This window comes from Vibrio glycogenivorans, assembly GCF_051660965.1.
In the GTDB taxonomy this organism is placed as follows: domain Bacteria; phylum Pseudomonadota; class Gammaproteobacteria; order Enterobacterales; family Vibrionaceae; genus Vibrio.
Genome location: NZ_JBPVIS010000014.1, coordinates 1 through 21,863, shown reverse-complemented (window position 1 = coordinate 21,863; position 21,863 = coordinate 1). Strand labels below are relative to the sequence as shown.

General features: G+C 42.5%; 19 protein-coding genes and 1 pseudogene. 15 read left to right on the top strand and 5 right to left on the bottom strand.

From position 1 onward, the window contains the following. Window positions 1-121 precede the first annotated feature (121 nt). From ACSTTG_RS20525 to ACSTTG_RS20495, 7 genes and pseudogenes are all read left to right on the top strand, one after another. On the top strand, window positions 122-2,020 hold the full coding sequence (locus ACSTTG_RS20525; RefSeq protein ID WP_438476059.1) for a site-specific integrase: 1,899 nt from the start codon (window positions 122-124) through the stop codon (window positions 2,018-2,020). A 116-nt stretch (window positions 2,021-2,136) separates the two neighbouring features. Next, on the top strand, window positions 2,137-2,541 hold the full coding sequence (locus tag ACSTTG_RS20520) for a hypothetical protein (protein ID WP_438476058.1): 405 nt from the start codon (window positions 2,137-2,139) through the stop codon (window positions 2,539-2,541). 305 nt (window positions 2,542-2,846) lie between these two features. Next, the gene (locus ACSTTG_RS20515) at window positions 2,847-4,178 is read left to right on the top strand and encodes an AAA family ATPase (RefSeq protein WP_438476057.1); all 1,332 of its coding nucleotides are present in this window, start codon (window positions 2,847-2,849) and stop codon (window positions 4,176-4,178) included. Then, window positions 4,175-5,005 (top strand): HNH endonuclease, encoded by an 831-nt coding sequence (locus ACSTTG_RS20510; protein ID WP_438476056.1) that lies wholly within the window; start codon window positions 4,175-4,177, stop codon window positions 5,003-5,005. The genes ACSTTG_RS20515 and ACSTTG_RS20510 overlap by 4 nt, the downstream gene beginning before the upstream one ends. A gap of 582 nt (window positions 5,006-5,587) precedes the next feature. Beyond that, window positions 5,588-5,722: pseudogene (locus tag ACSTTG_RS20505) on the top strand (GNAT family N-acetyltransferase); the annotation flags it as partial. A gap of 537 nt (window positions 5,723-6,259) precedes the next feature. Further along, window positions 6,260-6,937: a hypothetical protein gene (locus tag ACSTTG_RS20500; protein WP_438476054.1), complete on the top strand. Its 678-nt coding sequence runs from the start codon at window positions 6,260-6,262 to the stop codon at window positions 6,935-6,937. Window positions 6,938-7,374: 437 nt separating this feature from the next. After that, a complete protein-coding gene (locus ACSTTG_RS20495) occupies window positions 7,375-7,626 on the top strand; it encodes a hypothetical protein (RefSeq protein WP_438476052.1) in 252 nt (83 codons plus the stop codon). 660 nt (window positions 7,627-8,286) lie between these two features. On the opposite strand, the gene ACSTTG_RS20490 is transcribed toward ACSTTG_RS20495, so the two are convergent. Next, window positions 8,287-8,490 (bottom strand): hypothetical protein, encoded by a 204-nt coding sequence (locus ACSTTG_RS20490; RefSeq protein WP_438476051.1) that lies wholly within the window; start codon window positions 8,488-8,490, stop codon window positions 8,287-8,289. Window positions 8,491-9,050: 560 nt separating this feature from the next. On the opposite strand from ACSTTG_RS20490, the gene ACSTTG_RS20485 reads away from it, so the two are divergent. From ACSTTG_RS20485 to ACSTTG_RS20465, 5 genes are all read left to right on the top strand, one after another. Then, window positions 9,051-9,776 carry a hypothetical protein gene (locus ACSTTG_RS20485; protein WP_438476050.1) on the top strand — a complete coding sequence of 242 codons (726 nt, stop codon included), beginning with the start codon at window positions 9,051-9,053 and terminating at the stop codon, window positions 9,774-9,776. Between the two features lie 900 nt (window positions 9,777-10,676). Beyond that, a complete protein-coding gene (locus ACSTTG_RS20480) occupies window positions 10,677-11,684 on the top strand; it encodes an integrase domain-containing protein (RefSeq protein ID WP_438476049.1) in 1,008 nt (335 codons plus the stop codon). Window positions 11,685-11,688: 4 nt separating this feature from the next. Continuing rightward, window positions 11,689-12,018: a hypothetical protein gene (locus ACSTTG_RS20475; protein WP_438476048.1), complete on the top strand. Its 330-nt coding sequence runs from the start codon at window positions 11,689-11,691 to the stop codon at window positions 12,016-12,018. A 107-nt stretch (window positions 12,019-12,125) separates the two neighbouring features. Further along, on the top strand, window positions 12,126-12,515 hold the full coding sequence (locus tag ACSTTG_RS20470; RefSeq protein ID WP_438476047.1) for a hypothetical protein: 390 nt from the start codon (window positions 12,126-12,128) through the stop codon (window positions 12,513-12,515). Between the two features lie 915 nt (window positions 12,516-13,430). Then, window positions 13,431-13,583, top strand: coding sequence for a hypothetical protein (locus tag ACSTTG_RS20465; RefSeq protein ID WP_438476046.1), 153 nt, complete (start codon window positions 13,431-13,433; stop codon window positions 13,581-13,583). A 152-nt stretch (window positions 13,584-13,735) separates the two neighbouring features. Here ACSTTG_RS20465 and ACSTTG_RS20460 read toward each other — a convergent pair whose 3' ends face one another. Next, window positions 13,736-14,359 carry a hypothetical protein gene (locus tag ACSTTG_RS20460; RefSeq protein WP_438476045.1) on the bottom strand — a complete coding sequence of 208 codons (624 nt, stop codon included), beginning with the start codon at window positions 14,357-14,359 and terminating at the stop codon, window positions 13,736-13,738. 245 nt (window positions 14,360-14,604) lie between these two features. Between ACSTTG_RS20460 and ACSTTG_RS20455 the strand changes: the two genes are divergently transcribed. Beyond that, a complete protein-coding gene (locus tag ACSTTG_RS20455; RefSeq protein WP_438476044.1) occupies window positions 14,605-15,003 on the top strand; it encodes a hypothetical protein in 399 nt (132 codons plus the stop codon). Between the two features lie 8 nt (window positions 15,004-15,011). Next, a complete protein-coding gene (locus tag ACSTTG_RS20450; protein ID WP_438476043.1) occupies window positions 15,012-15,587 on the top strand; it encodes a hypothetical protein in 576 nt (191 codons plus the stop codon). A gap of 147 nt (window positions 15,588-15,734) precedes the next feature. Here the strand turns inward: ACSTTG_RS20450 and ACSTTG_RS20445 are convergent, their stop codons facing one another. Together ACSTTG_RS20445 and ACSTTG_RS20440 are read right to left on the bottom strand one after the other, a co-directional pair. Next, complete coding sequence (locus ACSTTG_RS20445; protein WP_438476042.1) at window positions 15,735-16,883, bottom strand: hypothetical protein; 1,149 nt, start codon at window positions 16,881-16,883, stop codon at window positions 15,735-15,737. After that, complete coding sequence (locus ACSTTG_RS20440; protein ID WP_438476041.1) at window positions 16,883-17,236, bottom strand: hypothetical protein; 354 nt, start codon at window positions 17,234-17,236, stop codon at window positions 16,883-16,885. Before ACSTTG_RS20440 ends, ACSTTG_RS20445 begins: the two co-directional genes overlap by 1 nt. A gap of 489 nt (window positions 17,237-17,725) precedes the next feature. On the opposite strand from ACSTTG_RS20440, the gene ACSTTG_RS20435 reads away from it, so the two are divergent. Continuing rightward, window positions 17,726-19,492, top strand: coding sequence for a site-specific integrase (locus ACSTTG_RS20435; protein ID WP_438476040.1), 1,767 nt, complete (start codon window positions 17,726-17,728; stop codon window positions 19,490-19,492). A gap of 829 nt (window positions 19,493-20,321) precedes the next feature. Here the strand turns inward: ACSTTG_RS20435 and ACSTTG_RS20430 are convergent. Further along, window positions 20,322-21,812, bottom strand: coding sequence for a hypothetical protein (locus ACSTTG_RS20430; RefSeq protein WP_438476038.1), 1,491 nt, complete (start codon window positions 21,810-21,812; stop codon window positions 20,322-20,324). Window positions 21,813-21,863: the final 51 nt, after the last annotated feature.

The following is a 21,863-nucleotide window of genomic DNA, read 5'->3' as shown; positions in this document are numbered from 1 at the left end:
ACCCATTAGAAAAGCCGCTGTCTACAGCGGCTTTTTGCTATTTCTTTCATAGACTTAGCTATCACGCCATTTCTAATCAGACGGTGACAAGCAACTTGGTACTAAAGGTAGGTACTAAGCGATGCGTTATCTCACTCAAAGTAAACGTCACTTTTGGACTTTTCGCTATCAAATTCCCAAGCGATTTCGGCCGTACTTTCAACATCAATGTGAATTCAAACGCACACTAGGTAACATCAGTGTGAGAGAGGCGCGTCTCAAAGCCTTAGCGCTTGAAAATATGCTTCTTGATAGTCTTGGGCGGATCGAGGATGTTGAGCAGGGAGAGGAGAGCCGACATCCGCCGCGAGCCCTCTTTTGTCGATTAAAGGCGGAATCAGAGGTGGCGGTCCTGCGGATCTTGGACATCAAGCAGCGACTCCAACTCAAACCACGCTCATTACGTTTTCTTCAGAACTATGTCCTAAATGAAGAGACCTACTCAGAGTCCATTAATCCGTCACTGTTGAGAGGCTTTCAAGCAATATACTTGGAGGGGGTTGAGCCAAGTGTAAGCGCTCTATCACAAGTAGCCCAACTAGAGTGTGATTGCCCAACGTTAACAAAGGAAATACGCGGTAAAGCATTGTCTTACCTAAAGCGTTTTTTTGGTTTGTTATCGCAAGCCTGTCTGGCATTGATCTTTTCGAACTCAGAGTCCCTTGCTCAAATCATTCAACGTATCCGCTCAAATCATTTTGAAGCCGACCAAGAAGAAACCATCTCTAGCTGCGAGCAAATAGGGCTAGAGCAACTGTCAACAGTTGAAAAGGTTACTCAACCTAGAAGTAATGAGTCTAAAATCAGTGCTTCTAAGTCAGTTCAGAAGAGTAAGGCAAGTATTACCAACATAAATGAAGAACTGACCAACCATGATATTGCTTGGTATTGCGAGCAGTATAAAAGGGAAAAAACGAACCAATTAAAAAATAAAATGAACGCTCATGGGCAAGCGCGAGAAGCAGAAAGAACGGTATCAATGTGTTTGTTAGTGCATGAGTTGATAGGTAAAAATGACATTTACGCAATCAGTAGAAGCGACGCTAACACCGCGCTTGAAAGCTTAAGACAATTTCCGAAAGTATCTGGCTCAAAGATCAACAAAGCGCGATTCCATGCATACCCCAAATCTCAGTGGGTGCGGATTAATGAATCTGCAAACCTTGACGTTCTCTCTGAAGGCACGGTGGGCCGCTATATTGAGAAAAGTTCAACGATATACAAGTGGATCAGAGAGAATTATCTCCCAAGCATACTTAATCCGTTCTGTGGTCTTGCGTCAAAGAGCAACCTGCCTAATCAAAAGCAGGAAGATGATGTGAACTCGTTTAGTCGACAGGATCTTAGCAAAATATTCTCTCAGGCTGTCTTCACCGAGTTAAAGATCAAAAAGCACAAAACCAAAAACATTATCCAGTACAGCCAGTATTGGATGCCGCTCATTGCGTTACTATCAGGCCTTCGCCCAAATGAAATCGCCCAACTTAAACGGAAAAATATCAAGTTTGAAGATGATATCTGGTATATGAGCCTCTCAGATCTCGATAGTGATCAATCCTTGAAAAATAAAGGGGCGCGTCGGGCAGTACCAATACACAGTAAACTACTTGATTTAGGATTTGAGAACTATTTCGAGTCATTTTCTAGCGAAGAGCGACTCTTTCCTGAATTATCTTACAGCCAAAAGTCGGGCTATTACGGTGCTTTTGGTGACTGGTTTAAGCGCTACTTTAGTAAGGTGATAGATTTAAGCAGCGGACATAAACGATTTTATAGTTTCCGACATACAGTGATTGACGTGTTTAAGCAAAGTGGCGAAGTCGCAGCAGTGCCAGCGTCTCTCGTGGGTCATAAAAATGGGAACATAACCTATGACCGATACGGTAGTCAGGCCAATCTGAGAGCGCTAAAACAGTATATAGAACGAATAGACTTTGCTAATGAACTGTCAAGGGTGACTCCATTCCAATGGTTGAGTTAACTTAACGATTCATTGGTAGTGACCTATTAATTGTCTGCCATTAACGAAACGTGACATGTTAGCAATCTGGTAGCTTAGAACTTACGACTCCTTAGAAACCCAAAAGAGGAGTTGGTATGTTACTAAACAGCGTCTTAATTTCGAGAGCATTGCTCTTTAGTGAGGGCAGCAAGACTGAAAATCATATCCGAGAGATCTTGACTGGCAAATTTAAGTGTAAAGGCCCTTCAGTTGAGGAAATGTGGTATGGCTTGTCCATTTCACTTAGGCAGGACATTTTAACGGTATATCGTGACGTTTACTTGATCGATATGCGTGGGATGGGTAATGAAGAAGTGATTGAAACTATTATCAATAAGATGGCTGAACTCGCAGGAAAGGCTGAATTATACAAACGATTTCGAGAACATGAGCTAATCTCTATGCCTTCGACAAAGTTTGAGTATGAGTTTACAACAATCATAGCGCAAAAAAAACGACTGCTTGAAAGCAGGCAACCTGATTCTGGTAATTTAGATTAGCCAGGGTTAAACCTGTCAAGGTTAGAGTCACAGTACAACCGAAACTGACAGGTTGACCTAACTGATTTTTGCCCCATTCTGAGCCAGGGGTGCTCAACCTCTCAAATCATAAACTAGTGGTTTGACGTACTTTTTCTTATCTGTGTAATGTCTAGTAAGCTAGGGCCTTACCACAGTGACTTGGTTTGACCAATTTTCCCTCATGCCTAAAACTCTACCTCTGTGGCCAAATTTGGGATTCCACTACACTTGAAGAATGGCACATTGCACACTGGGTAGTTTTGAATAATTAAAGAAGTAATTAAATGAAAATTTCTAAAATCAACGTCAAAAATTTTAAGAAGATACGGAATCTAGACGTGGAAATTCCCGCAGACAACCGCGTGATCTGTTTTGTCGGAGAGAACGGAGCGAATAAGTCATCTCTATTATCGGCGTTATATGCAAACTTACGTCAAACTAGCGATGTCACTTCACCAAGTGATGAGGAAAGTCGTTATATTGATAACTTAAACCATGTTTCTACATCAGCTAGTCCTGGTGAAAATTTCTCATTGCTCTCGTTATTTCTATCAGAAAACGAAACTGTAATAAGTTCACATAGGGCGATAGTTCCCGCACCAGAACAATTATCTGAAGTAAATAAGCAATTACTGAAAACCACACTTGGTAGGTTCTATGGTGCAGAAAAAAAATTCTTATCTGGGATTAGTAACCTTCACAGAATAAATTCTTATCAGCCAGATCTTGTTCGTCATAACGTTGTACTGCTAAGGCCGTTTGATAGAGCAGAAAAACCTACTTGGGAAAGAGAAAGCCAGTCTGAAAATCATGATGTCGTAGCAACAGATGTTAATGTCATAGGTAAACGCAAATTCCCTATGCGTGTTGCTTCTGGAATTGAAAAAACAAACTCCTATTTTTTAGATGTTGTATTAGACCATCTGATAGAACGTGTGAATAACAGTTCTTCTTCCCATTCGCTATTCAATGATTTCAGGGAAATACTGAGCACCGTTGAGCCGGCGGCTAAGGGGGACTTTAATGTTCATCAGTTCCCAAACAAACGTATCTCATTCCCAAATGTACCCGAATTAGCATCATTATCTGCTGGCCAAAGTGATTGGTTTGTAACGGCTATCAATATACTGATACAGATGAAAGAACTTGCTTTAAACACTGATCTAGAGCTGATAAGAAATGCGGGTGGGATTGTTTTTATTGACGAGATGGACATGAATTACCACCCATCATTTCAAGAAAGAGTACTTCCTTGGTTCTTAGATTTCTTTCCAAATATCCAGTTTGTCATTACTACTCATAGTCCATATCTCATTCGTTCGTTGGGGGAAAATTCACTTGTAGTAAAATTGCCTACAGGTGAGATATTGGACGACGACTTCAGTTACTACGATATTACTGAGGTAGCCCTTAAAGTATTTGGACAAGATCAAGGCTTTTCGCCGAAAGTAAAAAATAAGCTGGTAGAGTTAAAGAGAGCACTTAGAGAAAACAATAATGTAGATGCTCGTGCTATTTATGACCAACTGACTACTAAGTCAGAGTCTTTAGATCGTGAGCTAAATAAAATTGTCATTACAGTTGCTGATGAAGAGTTCATTGGGGGATTGCAGTGAGATACATCAATCGAAACTCGATTCAAGTTCCTCAAAAACTAGCAACGTTATATGCAAATCAAGCGGAGTTTAATAGTGCAAAGCAAGCAATAGCGAATGGTACAGACATAAAAAAGGGTTTATATCGGCATGAAAGTGTAGAGCTGGCTATAGAAACTCTTTACAAAGATATTTGCTTCCTATGTCAGAAGGGTGTGAAAGGTAACTATGATGTAGAGCACCTATTACCCTGGAGTAAACATTTTCCAGAGCGGGCTTACGACTGGGAAAATTTACACCAATCATGCAAAGAATGTAACCAAAAAAAGAAGAGACATAAATATAAAAAGTTTGATGTGACCGATAACAAAAAAGTTATCGATATTTTATTGTTAGACCCTACAAGAGAACAAGTAGATCAACTTATCACATTTGACCCGTTTACATCTGAATCTGTTGTAACTACGAGGGGAGATGATGTGCCTAAAGCCCACACAACTGTACACTTTTTGAATAGTCCAGACTACGTATTAGCGCGTAAAGCTCATTGGGATGCTATTAGAGATGTTTTTACGAGTGAAGAGTGGTTTGAGGTATACAGTAAGTTGCGTAGTGACTATAGAAATTATAATGCTATCAACTTGGACTTCACGGATGCGTTAGATACTAAGGTCGGTTCTTTGTGTTATAGGATTGCAATAGGATTTTTAGGTATTAATCGCCCATATAATATGTTCGTCGCAAGGGTCATGAATGAGAATATCAAGGTAAATCCACATGCTATCAAACACTTTGCACAGCAGCATTGCGAAAATGTTGGTTCGTTATTACCAACCCTGGTGGTTTAATATTTAATAGAATATTTTAACAACCCTACGAATGTATATTTTTTCGATAGGCAGCTATGTGTAGGGGACAGGGCAACCGCATGAGTAGATTTTTTGTAAACACAAACCACTTTCTTTGTTAGTTCATCACGAGTGAATGAAGGTAAGTACCTGCCTTCCTGTTTAAAAATGAAACAACTCTATACAAACAGCATCTTTGAGCAAGCGCTTCATAGTTAAGGAAGTGTGAAATTTAACATTGATTCAACTCATGCGCTCGCCCTGGTGTAGGGGATGATTTGGTCTGGCCCTTCGTAAGAGGTTTTACTTTACGTTAGATTATGTGAAGTATATCGAATTAAGTATCAGCCCTAACACGTTTTTGTCCAGAGCCTTGCTGACTGAGGTTCTGACACATTTTTGCCCCAAAACGTTCCAGCCTCATTTCTATTTAGTGAGATATCGCTACTTACTGCTCGCTAAGTGCCTATAAGAAATTGTCGTTTTTATTCAATCTATCATTAAAATCAAGAACTATGATGTGTGACATCGAAAAGCAATGCTTCTTTGAAAAGTCTTTGCACAACAAGCAGGATAGAAACCATGTTAAACATTAAACCAATCGACAACCTCGAGCAGATTCATTCCCTAAAACAGGCGTATTTTTCTCAGTCTACCGCTCCCTTGGATGGTATGTGGCACTTTGGTTTCGCACCAATGGCGACTCACTACGGGTTCTAAGTCTCGGCTTTTATCAAATTAATCGCCTATACAGATACTGGCAATAACAGCGGTGGCGGTAAATGGTCCATTACCTGCAACTTTCATTATTTCTGTGCATTATGGCTGCGAAAAACAAGCATGCTGAAGCAGTGCTTTTGGTCACCAATACGGATAGTGATGGCATCGTTGAGGTGATTTTTGGCATCCGTCCTGAAAGGTGCAGCATATTTAGACGCTATCATTTTCGTTGTGTGGCCTAGCTTAGCCAGTTCACGCTCCCAGTAGCGTGAAGCACCGCAGGCTTCCATTCCGATGATAGAAGGTGGAATATTGACAAAAGTCGTGAGGACTTTTGCGCGAGCTATTGTTTTATGGATCAGTTCCTTGCCTTGCTCATCTTCGCCGTGGATACTGAACGAATGATTTGGCTAAATCAATGTCATAAATTGATGGTGACATGGTAGCCTCCAAGGACTGCTCTCAGACTTACCAAGTGTGGCAGAGCCTGATGAGGGGGGAGTCCATGTCATTCGTTAGAAAACAAGGAGAGCTATGTCTATTCAGAGCATCCCATTAACAGACTCAGCGATAAATCGTGGATATATTAAGTTCACAGGGAAATTATCGCTTTTCCCTAAAGAGGTCTTAGGTGGTAGTAATGAGGATAAGGCAGCCGCACAGAAACTTACTGTCTACACACCAATAAGTGCCCCCATCGAAACTGATATTGATGCAGAGGATAAGTACTTCCTTAGAAGCGACAGAGGTGTATATAGAGAGCTTCTTCGTGATTTCTGGGACGCGCAGCCAGGAGACCAAGTAGAACTTGTTTTCTTCTCAAAGTATGAATGCAATCTTGTACTAATTAGAACAAGTTCACCTAAAGTTACCCCATGCTACAATGGTGAGTCGGTTCGGAAGTGGATATCTGCTCATAGCTGTTTTACTTATCTTGCTAGTGACAAAGGCCAGAAAATTCAAGTGTATAAAAGCACGACTGGTAAGGAGGTAGCATTCGACCCTCTTAACTCGACTAAGGCAACTGTCTACCTTGAAAAAGAGCCGCCTAGCCATCTGGGTCTACGTGCAGCCGTTAAATTTGACAACTTTCATCATCACACTACCGCCCTGTGGGGGACATCTTCCAATTTAGTGTCATTAGAAAATATCTATAAGCAAGAGATCTTAAATGATACTGAGTTAGATAAAGTGATGAGGTGGTATCTATAGTTGCCTAACCAAAAAATCCAGAGGGACAAAATAAAGCCCCGCTACGCGCGGCTTTATTTTATCCCTGATTTAGGGCGTTACTAGACCTAAGTTCAAACACGTCTTTGTCCAGAACTTTGCTGACAGGCACGGTGACGGTCTGTGACGCTCACTCGGGTGACGCACCAAGTCAAACAACTCAGGCGCCCCTCAACCCACTTTCTCCGAACTTTATAAATTGTCATCAAACGGAGTACGATGAAAGCGAGTAGATGATGTCACGACCCAGGTAACGATGATAATTTTAAAGCGCATGTGCTAGCAATGTAACCACCTCTTTCACTTTCCTAGCGACATACCGATAGAGAGCTAACTAGATGAATTGAATCGACTAGTTAAAGAGAAACGTAACGTGTTATCCTCAGCCAACTTGAGTTTGAAACTAGAAAGACATCAAAATGGCCAAAGCGATAAGAATTAAAGACCACCTGTTTGTTAATATGGACAATATTGTTCATTTCGTTATTGATGACGAAAGGGTAAACATATTTACAAATGTGCATCCAGATGTTGGGATGGGGTATTTTCTGATTACCTCAAGTCCTTTACCTGAGGATAAGTACGATATGAACCTGCTTGTCGTACCAGTGAATGAACTGCATCGCATCAAGCGAGAGCTAGCAAAGTTCATGCAGGTTGAAGTGGCATAGAAAATTAGTCTACTTCAGTTACTTTTCTCTATTAGGCTGAGGTGAGTTTGATACTGCTCATAAGCCTGCCTGACATCTTCGGGCAGGCTATTCAAGCCTCCACCGTTTAGTTGGCGGCCAACTGCTAATAAAGACCAACCATTAAAAAGGGACTATTGTCGAATCGAGTGCCGTCTTTCCATGAAGAAGTAAGTAATTCATGGCGTAAATCATTACAGATATAACGAGGCGTGCCTTTTCCATACGACTTGTTAAGTTCTGGATAGCGATTGAGGTAGTTCTCACAGATAGCGAGCCTCTGAAGCTTTCCCCGCACGAACTTAGCCCAAGGGTAAATTGGCAGCTGCCCTTGGTGGGAAAAGTTGCAGTACTGCATCTGGTCACTTGGCACTAAAAGGTGATACTTACCAAATTTCTTAATCCTAGCTCATCTTGTATGGCGGCATGTAGCCCCGTTACCTCAAAAAAGTACTCACCCTAGCAGATAGCTTTTGGCGGTTGGGATCGTATCTATGATTTGAAGGGAACTCCCGTCAGTGGATGTGGGACGCTCCGCTGAAATGCTCGGTAGAGAGATTATGCATTGGAAACGAGGCGGAGTAAGGAAAAAGGTTCTGGGTTGGTGTCTTTGGTCAACTTCAATCCGCCCCACTGTATGAGCTATTTCAAGGCGAAATACAGCGCTAGGCAAGAGATCACTGTGGGCACCATTGCTGCTAGCACAAAAACATAGGTGGGGTGAGGTGTTACATCCACTTGGTGAATTTCCTCTAAATATTTTTCTGCCCTGTTATTGCTCTCTTTGACGGCTTCGTGAAGTGCTTTCATTTGCTCGTTGAGGTTTGCGCTATTGGCATCACACATGGCTATATCCTTATATTGAATACTAATTCTACCTTAGCATCTACCAACGGGCTTTAAAAGGTGAGTGGGCAGTTCTCATGAGATTGGAGGTTATAGCGCATAGCTTTGGTTCCTTTATCCCTGGGAATTCTATAAAACGATTTCCTGAAATATATTTTCACAGAATTATATTGCTTGGCTCTGTTCTTGAGAGAAGTTTCCCTTGGGTAAAATTAAAAAACAGGACAGATAGAGTGCTGAATGCTGACGGGTTTAAACTGTCAAATCAATATGCCTACAACGGTGCCTAAAACAACGGCGATTAGGATCGCTAAGCCTAAATGCGCTTCAACGAAAATTTCAAGTTTGTGCTTATTGCTCATAGTTAGCCTCTTTTGGGTGAGTTTAGGGGAGGGGACCGCCTCTCCAAAGGATACAGTAGTTTTGTAAAGCGCAAATATCGCCCTCAAATCTTCTCGCAACAAATTGACGTTGGCACCACAGTCCGCCCCTTGGGCTCGAGCTTGCGAAAAAAAATCTGTTGATAAAGTGGTGATAGTTATTAACCAACGGAGTCTGACATGTCCCTTACATCATCAAATTTTGTTTCTACATCAGTCCATTATGTATTTAGTGCTGCCAAAATCATTGGTTGCCTTATGCTAACTGACTTCCTAGCCCCGCTAGTATACGAGCGACTGTTCTTTATAGCAGAGGTCATGCCTGGCTCATCACTGGCCTACAGCATTGCACTGATATTGCAGTGTCGCTTGATGTTTCACCTCAGTTACCTCATTTATGCACCAACTCAATATCGTGAGCATAGAATTTGGCAACGATTTGGCCTATTTAGTGGGTGGCTCACCTGGAACAACTTTGTTGTTGCCTCTTTGTTGTTCCTTTTCGCTCACTTCACCTGGGGGCTCGATGCTAACAAGCTCCAGGCTCCAATTGGCACACTTGAACAGCTTTCGGACTATGCGGTTCTGATACGACTCGCCGCCTTCGTGTGTTCGTTGACGACTCTGGCTTATGCTGTCTACTGGACCTTAGGTTACCTGTTAGAAGAGAAGTTTGAGTCCGATCGTGACCTGTATCGAGACGCTAAATCGGACAAGTATTATATCGCTTATACTATCGTGGCCGCTCTCTATCTGACCATGCCTCCTCAAGACGGAGACGCTTGGTCACTGCATCCATATTCAATATTTTTCGCATTGAGCCTGATTGTCATCGATACCACTCGCTTCTTTATCGATGGGTTGTTAAAACGGGAGCAGCTAGGCAGGGGAGCCAAAAAGGTATAAATGGGCGTTGCAGTCCTTGTCGAGACAAAAAATCAGAAAAAAAGCGCAACACGATTTCTTTTTATGGCGTTTGCTCTACGACCAATGAGCGCCGGTGATGAGGTTGAGCATCACTCACAGTAAAAACCGACATAACCTCGAACCGGTGCTCCTTCTCAACACAGACATAAGGATTATTGACTAGTGTGTGTGAATGCAACTTAAAGCTCTCCTCTTTGTAGGAGAGCTTTTTTTGTTTGCCACAAACAAAGCGCGACAACTTTTCGCTCTCTAGCTGAGGCCCTACTTAGTCACGAATAGCTCATCTGGAGCATCATTATCCATCATTGGACACAAGGAGGATTCATGGAATCAACACATCAAATGTCCCAAGGGACTGAAAAGCAGCCAAACAACTATCTGAAAATCAGACAAAAGGAGAGAGCGAGTGGACTTCGTCTAATTTTGTAAGAAATTAGACGAAGTCAGCCAAGTGCTGAGCGAGCCCGTTTTTGCAGGGGGAAGCTCACAAGCATGCGAAAAGTTTTAGGAAGTTTCAGCCGCTATTGGCGACAGAGCCCGGCAGTAAGCCTCATTTGTGAGTGGCGTTACTGTTTAAACTGCCACTCTGTGCATAGCAAAGGTTACCTGCAAAAAACATAGCATACATCGAGGTAGAGGATGCAATAAGCCGAAATGCTGCAGTCTTCAGCGCTACCTTCAGGACCGAGGATGCAAGACGCCCATTGTTCTCAGCGAGTGAGAAAACGGTCAAACAACAAAAGTGAGGATGCAACAAGCCCAACAGACTTCAGATAGGAAGGAGCACTTTTGTCATAGACGTCATCATTAATCGACACAGGCTCAGCCTGCGCAACATGCTATGCATCAAAAATATTTAACGAGGAGACGATAGACACAATGAAATACAGCGGTCACAGGACAGCAGGAATACGAGACTTCACCAAGGCCAACTATAACCTTGGCTCAAAAGATATGACTAAAGCGCTTATCAACGCGAGCTTAGAACAGCAGTCGTGCATCAAGTCAAACACACACAAGGCGCGGTTACCTGCTATCAGGCTGTTCGGCGAGTTCCTGAAAGCTGAAACCTCGGTTAAGCGTCTTAATCATATTGAGCGCACCCATGTCATACTCTTTGGTGAATCCCTGAGAGAAGCCTATGAAGCCGGTACATCGATATCGGCTGTGACGGCACGTGACTACTTAAGTCATGTTAATTGTGCTTTAGCTCAAGCTCGCGGGGATGACAAGCTTAGGGTGAATGCTACTAAAGACCTACAGTTCACACCAAAAAATGGTATTGCAAAGTACGATGGTTCCATTACTGAGCCACAACACCAACATCTCATCAAAAACGCGAGCCAACCTGTTTCACTGATTGCACAGTTGCAGCGGCACTGGGGGCTACGTTTTCGTGAAGCCGCACTTTTGGATGCACGCAAAGCACTTAAGACGTTAGATGAGGATGGCAAATTGGTAGTGTACAGAGGCACTAAAGGCGGACAGACGAGGTGGATTGAGCTAGAAAGCAGTCACCAACGCATCGTACTTGAGCGTGTAGCGAATGCTCAGGCTGAATGTGGGCATGACAGCTTGGTCCCAAAAGGTCAGAGCTTTAAAGCCTTTCAAACGGCGGCATGGCGAGAAATTCGTGCTATTGATGCTAATTACCTCACCCATGGAGAGAGAAAAACGTACGCATGTGATTACTATGGGCGACATGTTGGGGTCGCGTGCCCAGTGCGAAGCGGAGTCGCACACGGGCGGGCACATCATCAGTTTATTGCCAACAGCCTTGGGATCTCTTTACAGCGTGCTATTGCCAAAGACCGAGCGGTGCGAAAGCAGCTCTCTGAGTATTTAGGGCACCATCGTGTCGTCATCACGAACTCGTATTTGGGTTAACATCGTGAACCCAAATACGCACAAACAAATCATGACGGTAATGGCTGCCTACAACAAAAAGCATATCCCCTACCGCAGAAAACAAGTGATGCGGCTACTAAGCATTTTTGATGACATATTCATGCATGAGCCGAATCTTGGTGAACGCTTGCATGCGGTTGGTCGGCGACAAATCGTCGGTTATTGGGAGCGTAGTAAACACGAAAGCGCCCAAGTTAGGAAAGAGAAGTACAGTATCTTACGTTACTTCTACGTCACTGCCGGTTTAAGTGTTCGAGTACCTTATCCGAGGGTCGAACCAACGCAGGTAGTTCAGAAAAAAAGCCGAACATAAAAAAATCCTTAATAGCGGGGGAGTATCTGAAAGTGTGAGAGGCAGATTGACGACGAAATTTTGTCTCTTCAGCACACAGATAATTCTTAACATTGTAGGAGTAGATAATGAAAAAATTCGAGCCTGTTTTGTGGCGTTCACACCTTTTCCAAAAAGAAGCTTACCAAGAGTTATATGTTTATCAGATGCTCTCGGGCGATTTTGATGAGTCGACACCACCTGTATCGACGATGATAGAGGCCCTTGAGTCGAACATGAGAGTCATGTTTATCCAGTTGCTTGAGCTGGTCTCAGATGAGAGTTTTGAACTCCGATCTTTTGATAAGCTGGTCGAAGCTGCCATTGATAATATGGCGAAGAAAGCAGGAAAAGAAGAGTTCAAACGCAATACGCATGTTGAAGAGCGGTTGGAGATGCCCATTCAGGAGCAGATGAAACAAATTGCTTCTCTGGTGACAGGAAAGCGCGATTCATTGCTGAAAAAAGAAGCGGAGTGATGGTGCTAAGATACTTGAATCGACACTTTGACGTGAACTAATCACAAAGGGGTGTAACACAGTTATGCCCCAAAGTTTCTTAGGCCCGATGAACAGACCGTTTTGCGAGCATTGTAATAGACCAAACTAATCTAATCGGTGCATAGAGGGGGTATACGGACATTTTCCATATTTCTATCCCTAATTTTGTTTCGATTCACACAGTAGATTGATACTAGATGAGGTTCATAATGAGTGTTAGCAACATAAACGGAATGTAAGCACGGAAAAATTCCGTAATAACTTACGTTAGTTGTATACAAAAATTCATTACGCCGTTGATGAGTATTGTAATATTGGTAAGTGCTCTCAGGACTTCCAAGATCTAAGCAAAGAGCTTATAACAATTACTCTAAGATCCGGTTAAGAATATGCACTTTGAAGTAAAGATCGCATGAAATCATCAGTTATCCTGTCAGCTACGTCGGACTGGCGTTGAACGCTGACAGGTTTAACCCAAACCAACCCAAGAGCGGTTACTGATATCGATTGAAGTATTCAATACTTCTCAGGGTTTCATTCTCATGACCAAACGCACCGTGAGCGCGAGATTTTGTCTAGAAACCATCTGGGGCGTCGGTGTTGACCTATAACCCAGGTTGACTGTCTGTAGTGACAAAGGGGGCCACGAGCACAGTACAGTCGTTCTACAACACCCCAAAGAGCAATGAATTAGAAGGCGTAACCTAATTGTCGTTCCTGAGCAGCTCTGACGCGGTATCTCTATCATCGAGCGACAAAGACCAGTGTGTATCAATAATGAGACAGACGCTCCCTCTTGTATGTGTTAGGTTACAATTAAACTGGTAGCATAGAGTAAGTAAAGAAGACATTAAGCTTTCCTACTTATTCTATCTCAACATATGGAGCAACTACATGTCCTTTGAGAGCAAAAAAATTCAGATGGAAATTGATGACATCCCGTCAGAACATGAAGAAACGATGGCTAAATGGGGGATCGGGATCTTTGTCGCAGTGGTCGTCGTGTGCTTTTTCGGTATCGATATTTTTGCCTATTTGAAACTATAAAGAAATGAAGGCTTAGCCGGTCACTTTCGCCCATGGGCAACATACTAAAGTACACGTCAACAAGCCTCTGAACAGCCAGTAAGATAACCTGTCAGCTGCGGTGCTACCGCATTGGGCGCTGACAGGCTATACCCAAACCAACCTAAGAGCAGTTACTGTGTTTGATTGAAGTATCTGATACTTTTCACGGTTTCAGCCTCATGGCCAAAACCACCATGAGCGCGCGAGTTCGTCTTAAACCCATCTGGCGCATCGGTATTGACAGATAACGCAAGGTGACCATCCTCCTGTATATAGGCTTGCCACTCAGCAACGCCTTCTCGGTCAACATACTTGTCATTCTCGTAAAAACGCATCATGCTTGCAATGGTGGTGTCTTCGTGCTTCTCCAATATCCCACTGATCAAGTACAGCAAGGAAGCTGGGTAGACCTTTTTGCAGTCGTCTTTCTTCTCAAGCTCGTCGGTCATCGTGAAAATTCTAAACCGGTTAAAAGCAGCCTGGTTGTTAACCACTGACGCCACGGCCCGTTCGGTGGTCACCGCCGGGGCAATATAGGTAATGTTGTCCAGTTTTAGATTCGGATAATGCTCCACCATGCGGTCCAACAAATCACAGATGACAATAGAGCCCGCACTGTGAGCGACCAAATTTATCTCAATCTTTTTACCCTCGGGTTGACTTTGGTATAAGTCGTTAAGGTGGCGCAGTAAGGCAACACCGGTGCGCTCTTGCAGCGTGTCAACCTCAAACATATTGCCCGACTTATTCTTCATCGCGTCCCACAGTCCCTTCCCAAATTCATCGATGTATATTGCTTGTACCTACTCTTCAAGCAGCGTGGGTAAGCCATAAAATTACTCTGTAGATAGTTGTAAGTGCTGATATACTTGTGTGCAACAGAGTGCACTTGTTGATCGTTGGGCATTAGATTTTAGCTGTAGCTTGGTCAACAAGAGGAAGTATTTGTGATTGGTAGCTTATTAACCTTTGTGAACTAACTTAGTAATTGAGGCTAGATATGAAATACATACAATTATTGCTCTTCTTATTAGTTGGGGCGCCTTTTTGTGTTTTGGCTGTTGAAGGGATTGCTGTAGGTAATGTGCCGGTAGGTCAGTTTCAATTGAAGCCCCGAGGGGAGGGGACAAGCGGAGTTTTCGTACCGGAGAAAGGTTATTTAGCAGTACCTGTCTCTGAGTTGAATAAGAATGAGCTTCAGAGAGCTCTAGGTAGATGTGAGGGTTGTTTGGATATGACCTTTGGTGTGTCCAAATCAGATGATGGTTTGGTACTTGGAGAAGAAATTCTGATGAATATACTACAGGAACCGGAAGAGATTTCGACGATAGAAGTTGAGCCAGCAATAATAGAGCCTACGCCTGAGGTGTGTAAAATTGCTCCAGACCTTTGTCAATGAGGTGCGGTATGAATAGGGTATTTATGTGTATTTTTATTGTATACCTGACATTTGCATCTACATCATTTGCTGAAACTTTGGAAAGCGTCAAACCGACTGCAAACTACACTATAGCGGATAGATATCGAGCACAGGTGGAGCTAGAAACGGTGTCTAGGTTCACTAAATCAAAGCAGAACGAGGCGAAACTGGATTACACGCTTGCAAAGGTCGAGCATCGAAAGAACTTGATGGGTATCGCTGAAAATATGTATATGACTCAGTTGTTCATGACGGTGGGCGTCTTTATTATTGTCAGTGTCCTTGTGATAGGCGGAGCTTGGTTATCTTATCAGCAGTTTTTGCTTGACGCAGATGAACAGCGGCAAGCAAAGTCTAAGGGAGAACAGGTAAAGGCAGCCATTAAAATTAGTAGGGATGGTGTTGAGTTTAGCTCATCTGTTATTGGTTTAATGATGCTCTTTATGTCATTTTTCTTCTTTTACATGTATGTGAGTGAAGTTTATACGATTAAAGGAGAGAAAATGGAGCCTCTTAAATTCATGAGTGAAATCACAGAGAAGAAGGATGAAGTTGTTGACTAGCAAAAAATTGCCTGTAAACGTATAAGTGGCAAGCTGCAAAACATCCATTCTTGATGATTAACCACCTTATGTGCCAAGAGTTCTCCTAAACAAAGTTCGTCAAGATTATGTAGATTAAGGGGGAGTTTGTACTCCCCTTTAAGTTGTCTAAAGGTCAATGGAGAATGTAGGGCTATAAGACAGAGATAGCAAAGAGCCAATCTCTCTGTCTTGACCTTCTATCGTTCGCTGTTCACCGACTTTCAGATTTAGCCAAGCATTCTGATAGAGACGGTATTCTACTGCGGTTGCATACCGAAAGGTTCTTTGTGATGCGGTGATATCTTTAGATGAGGTGTTACTTCCCTCTAAACTAATACGGAACTTATTCGACCCCCCTATTAATTTTACAGTTACTAGGTCAGTGTCTTTAAACTTCACATCGTTAGTTGCTAATGTATCCAAAATTGGTTCATCGACGGTGTACCGGTAAGCAACAGATAGCGCAAATTGCTTTTTGTTAGGAAAATCTTTGCCGAGTAGTAAATTTGCAGCCATGGTATGCCCAAGGCTTTCTTGTGAATAACTACCATTTTCAGGTTTGATCCACCCTGTTGCGTAAGCAATCGAAAAGGTACTTGCATTCCAACGTGCTTCATTTTTAAGCTTTTTAACACATGCGTCGTATTGTTTACGTGCATTTTTGTGATCCAACTCAATTTCTGACCCTGAATCTTTGTTTGCTGAATCACCTTTAGTTGGTAGTTTTTTTACGTTACTCCCCTTTTTCTTTCCTAAATCAATTACACAATCTTTTTCCTTTACTGCATGGGCAATGGCAAGTATCAGGTCGTCAGTTTGTGCATTAAGGTATATGCTGGTTCTAGCTGAAACCGCTCTCCTTTCGAAATTTATATCTTTAATTTGTGCATCACCTTGAGCATAAGATAAATCTAAGTTTCCGAGTAAACGATATAAATTTCCTTTTTCATAGGTAACTAAGCTCATCGGTAATATTGACGAACGAGCAGGGGTGACACTTAACGCGAACCCTACACCAGAATCATTCGAACTAATACCCTGAATAGCAAATGTAATATCTTTGGTGTTTTCGATGTTGAATAGGCTTTCTCCTGAGATGCCGAGCATTCCTATTGCAGTAATTGAACCCGACGAAGAATCAACTTGAACATCTGACCATTTTAAATCGTTAAGTACCTCCCGGTATAACTCAGTTGAGTTGTTGTCGTTAGCCCAAACTAAGGGGTTAAGAGTTACAAAAATAAATACCCCAGATGCAGTAACTTTTGTGTCCATTACACCACCTCTAATTTGAAACCATCGCGAATGTAACGATCGTCATCTGGTGATGGGGTTAAATTGACATTGCCTTCCTTATTGATGATATTTTTGTCGGCAGTACTTAAGTCATACTCAAAAACCCCGTTGAGCGATTGTCTGATATAGGTTTCTAATCGGCATTCGTACTTGCCTTTGGGAAGATTTATCACTTTCTGCTCAGTCTCGGCCAGAACATCTTCGAATTTAAGCTTTTCTTTAACTTCCCATCCATCGTCGGTTGGGGCGTATATATCCAACGTTGAGAGTACGTGTGCTCCACCTTTACGACTGAACGTGAATACAGCACCGTTGTTAATTGTAATGCTCATATCTATCTCCATTTCAGTTAGTAAAACAAATATAAAAGTATGCGCATGTTAAGTGAGCTTACGCTTGTGGAATCATGATGGGTGAGATACACCTCACATCCTTGGTTAAAATTTCACCACGCCAGGGAGGGGAGGGATCACAATGCTGTTGCATTGGTGCCAGTGTATAAGCTGTTAGTGGGTATAACAGAGGGCAGGTATCTTTTGGTTTTGGCTTAACATACGCTTTTCTTGTTCTATCTTACAGTCAAAGCAACTACTCTCAGTTCGCCAGCGACGTTCTCTGCCAAGTAGTGCTGGCCACATTAAAACAGTTGCTGCAGATAAAAAGGTGTGACGTGTTCAATTCCTAATAAAGAGCACTTCGAGGTCATCGTTCACCGGAGTGATTGCGTGTTGCGAGTGCGCTCGCAAAAAATTCACTTCCCAAAAAATTGTGTTCAGATTCTTTTTAACGTGATTACAGATGTTTGAATCAGAGTGGTTAAAATGACTGTAACAACGACAGAAGCTAAAACTCTAGTTGGTGAAGTACCAATGCCCCAGTATCGCGATCTAGTTCGCAAGGTAACTAAGGTGCTTGCAAATGCACGAAATATTCTGGTGAAGCGAATCAAAAGTGCCCAGAATGCTGCTTGCTCAAGCTCAGTTGCTTTGCTAGCGCTAAGGGAGTCCAGTACTGCTAAGAAACCACATTTAAGTATTGATGACTTTCGAGCTCTTGCATTGGTTCGAGATATCTACCCGTTTTCAATGCCTCCAGAGGAAGCTGCTCTAGTCAAAGCACATGAAATCAAGTGTGAGTTTCAGGGTATGGGCGATGAAATGTTTGAGTCAGTACGCGTTGAGTTTGAATGGCAATATCAACTCATGAAGGAGGCGCGTTGCGCACTGGAGTCGCTTAAGTTTGAAAAAGTCACTTGTCTGATTGAAGAGATCTCGGAAAAATCGATGCAAATGAAATTGTGTGATCAGGACGATTATTCTTGTGGTCATGACAAGGACAACACTAAAAGTCGGCGCTCAAAAGAGTTAGAAGAAAAAATTACATTTACTTTCCAGGGAGAGCAAATCTCCGTTGGTAGTGCAAGAGATAAGGTGGCAATTGCCCTAGGTTTCACGGATTGTTTTAGTTCTTATGGCCCAACAAGCTTTGAATATTTGGCTGTAGAATATGTCATTAGAAAAACGATTACAGACGAAGTGTGCCGAAAGAATACTGATGGACTGGCTAAAGAAGCAGTAAATACAGTAAAAAAATGTGCCGTTGTGTTCGAATTGATAGAGACGTGTGATGTGAATGATCTAGAGGATGATGATGGAGTGTACGCACTCCAAATGCTCAGGGAGTTCCCAATAGTTTCGCGGTCTAAGATAAATCAAGAGCGCTTTCTAACAAAGCCTAAATGGATGTGGTCTGAAATAAACCGAGAGGTAGGGCTTGAGAGAATATCGAAGTCGACGGTAGGTCGTTATATCGAAAAGGCATCAACTTTTATGAAATGGGCGATTGCACATAATAAATTGGTGACAGGCTCTAATCCATTTGTTGGGGTAGCGAGCAAGAAGAATGGCTACGAAGATGACCCTGAGCGCAACGTTGATCCATTTAGTGAGCAAGATCTGAAGTGGATTTTTTCGCTTCCCATATACTCGGAGTTCAATATTAAGCTACATCGTACAAAAAACATGCGAAAGTACAGCCAGTATTGGGCACCCTTGATGGCAGTCCTGTCGGGAGGCCGACCAAATGAGTTAGCACAACTCAAACGTAAAAATATCAAGTGTGAGCATGGGATTCATTACTTTCATTTTTCAGGTGCTGATACAGATCAGCGGCTGAAAAATAAACGTGCTAATCGCCATGTTCCAATACACAGTTTCTTGATAAAGCTAGGGTTTCTCAAATATATTTCAGTGTTTGATAGTGATGAACTTATCTTCCCTGAGTTGCATTACAGCGACAAAAATGGCTACTTCGGTGATATTGGAGAATGGTTTATGGACTTGATTAACAACCTTCCTGGTTTTGAAAAAAAACGCTTTTATAGCTTTCGCCACAGTTTTACTGACGTTTTCAAGCAAGCTGGTGAAGCGGTTCAAGGACCAGCTTCTCTCCTTGGGCATGCGAATGGAAATATCACTTACGATACCTATGGCAAAAAAATAGCCTTAGAAAAACTGCAAGAATTGGTTGAAATGGTTGATTTTAGTGATGTGTTGAAAGACGTAAAGCCTTTTGAGTGGCTTGATTAGAAAAGATACTGACTTGGCACTTTACTTTCAACTGTGAGTAAAGTGCCTTTGATTTTTCAAGTGGCAAGGGCTGAGTAAGAGGGGACTACTGTGTCGAACATTGATTTGAGCAAAGAGTGGGTTGGCATACGTTAGATACTGATCAATACTGTGTTTATTGCTCAAAAACATTGGTACTCAAGGTGAGTACTAAATCTAACTAAATGAGAACAAGATTGCTTGTTAAGACCATGATTAATAGTGGTTTATTGCCGAATGGGGATGTGGCTGGGGCTTCCACCCTTTAGAAAAGCCGCTGTTTACAGCGGCTTTTTGCTATTTCTTTCAAAGACTTAGCTATCACGCCATTTCTAATCAGACGGTGACAAGCAACTTGGTACTAAAGGTAGGTACTAAGCGATGCGTTATCTCACTCAAAGTAAACGTCACTTTTGGACTTTTCGCTATCAAATTCCGAAGCGATTTCGGCCGTGCTTTCAACATCAATGTTAATTCAAGCGCACACTAGGTTTCAAAAAATAAGACCGTCATGGTTTCAGTCAGCAAGGTTTTGGACAGAAATCGTTTAGAGTACGTAACCCAAACAAAACTCTTTGGATTAGTTTGAGTATGGCAAACTAGTAATCGATATAGAGACATCACATCTCGTAGTGAATGAATATTCAAAAGGCAAGACTAAACATTTTGCCTCTCAAAAATTAGTTAGCCCACATTGACACCATCAACGACCACTTTAACCTGTTTTAGAACGAGTTAGATGGCCTCTTTGGTCACAGCTGGTTGGTAGTATAAAAAAGCTAGGGCTCACCTAGCTTTTTTGGGGACCTAGTTAGATTTCTTGGCTGATCACTGGCTCTAATTCATCAACAGTTGATTTGTTTTCCGGTGGGTTTAGCTCTAGTTGTTCCGTGTTGGTGTTGAAGAATAAAAGCTCTTTTTCCCCTATATTATATCCATGAAATAGAAACATCAGTCCAGTTTCGTATTCGATATTAGCAATCTGGACACCAAGTGGGATGAATGATAGTAGGTTTGTGGCTTCTTCCATTAAGTTGCGATCATTGAGAGTGCCCTCTTTAACTTTGTAATAAGTAAAAAAGGGTGTGTCGCTTGATGACGAACTTAGGAAGTTAGCCGGGAAGTAATACCACCCATGTTTTATAGAGTAGTGCTTAAATGCGCCCCCTATTTCACCGAAAGGGGTTGATGGAATACTAGTCAGTAGATCCGTGTGAGCCCCATCAGATTTAACCTTGTAAAGCGAACCTAACGGCTTGTCTACAGACTTAAAGAACCCAATTACATTACCCTCGTCATCTCTAATAGCATCAGTCGCATCAGTGGTGTCACGCCAGACATTTAATTCGGTGCCATTGGAGCCAAACTGGATACCATCCTCATTAAAGCTCATGCTGAGTTTCGCGCCGTCCCCACGAGTTGTGCTGGTCAAAAGCTGTGAGCTTTCGTAGTCGTCATTTGAAAGGCTTTCGATAGAGCCTTCAATCAAGCCTGAGTTTCTAAATACTTCGTCTTGTTCAACGCCAAGCTCAGTTAATTGGTTGTCGAGGTCTGCAATGTTTCCGTGTTCAGCAGTAAGGTAGCTAAGTTTATAAGTACCAGTGCGTTCTTGAAGTAGTTCATAAAGAAAGTTTTTCCCGTCTGGTGTCCAGTAGCGGTTCATTGTTTCACTTGTGTAATTTCCAATTCTCGTGGTAACACTACCAACCTTCTTAACCGCGTCATAACCGTTACGCCAAGAGGTAATGCTCGCTGTGTTAAGCCAGCCGTCACCATCTGGCTTGTAGTCGTGAGACGCAAAGTAAACAGTAGAGCGGTCTGTGCTAACAAACGGCTCGCTGATAAGTAACCCGCTAGAGCCGTTAGGGGTTAGACAGGTAGGTACTGCATCTTCCTTGTTTAGAGGAACCATAATTACACCACAGTGCTGCGGGCGTGGGTTGTTTGTTAGGTGAAGACCTGCGAAGTCACCAACAAGGATTAGTTCATTTTTCAGGACGGCTCGGCTCTTGATCTCACATGCGCCATAATCGGTATCAGCAGTGTAGATGTATTCGAGATCGGTATTATCTTCTTGGTCATCAAGGTCTGGCACTGCACGGAGTAATGTCGAACAGTCTCGAGAGCCACGTTTTGTGTTTTTTGCAACACCGCTTACTGGTTCATAGCCAACGGCAAGCATGTTAGTTGTGTTCCAAGTGCCTGCAGCTTCACCGCCGCCACTACCGCCATCACTCCCGCCGCAGCCTGAAAGTAATAGAGCGAGTGCCGTCAATGTGAAGGTTTTATTGTTAGTGTTCATTCTTTATTGCTCTTTTGATCAAATTATTTAGTTACTCTCTATCCTTGGGTT